Annotated in this window: 1 protein-coding gene; it reads right to left on the bottom strand. The window is 66.1% G+C overall.

The genetic code is table 11. The annotated features are described in order from the left end of the window. Nucleotides 1–254: adenylosuccinate synthetase (locus CVH10_RS22460; RefSeq protein ID WP_181244693.1), on the bottom strand; the 254-nt coding region annotated here is incomplete at both ends.

Below are 254 nucleotides of genomic sequence, written 5' to 3'. Positions count from 1 at the left end.
CCGCGTGGTATAGGCTTTGGCGATCCCCAGCACGAAACCCACTGCCGATGGCCCCAGCCCCGAACCGCCGGCGGCGGTGCCCGCAATCGTGTTTGATGAGGTCACGAAGGGATAGGTGCCGTGATCGATGTCGAGCAGCACGCCCTGCGCGCCTTCGAACAGGATCCGCTTGCCGCCTTCCTTCGCCGCATTCAGGTCGCGCCACACGGGCTTGGCGAACGGCAGCACGAAGTCCGCGATCGCGCGCAATTCCG

The organism is Halomonas sp. ND22Bw (assembly GCF_003011945.1).
GTDB lineage: Bacteria > Pseudomonadota > Gammaproteobacteria > Pseudomonadales > Halomonadaceae > Halomonas > Halomonas halophila.
Note: the sequence above shows the minus strand (reverse complement) of the source record. Positions and strands in the feature narration are given on the sequence as shown.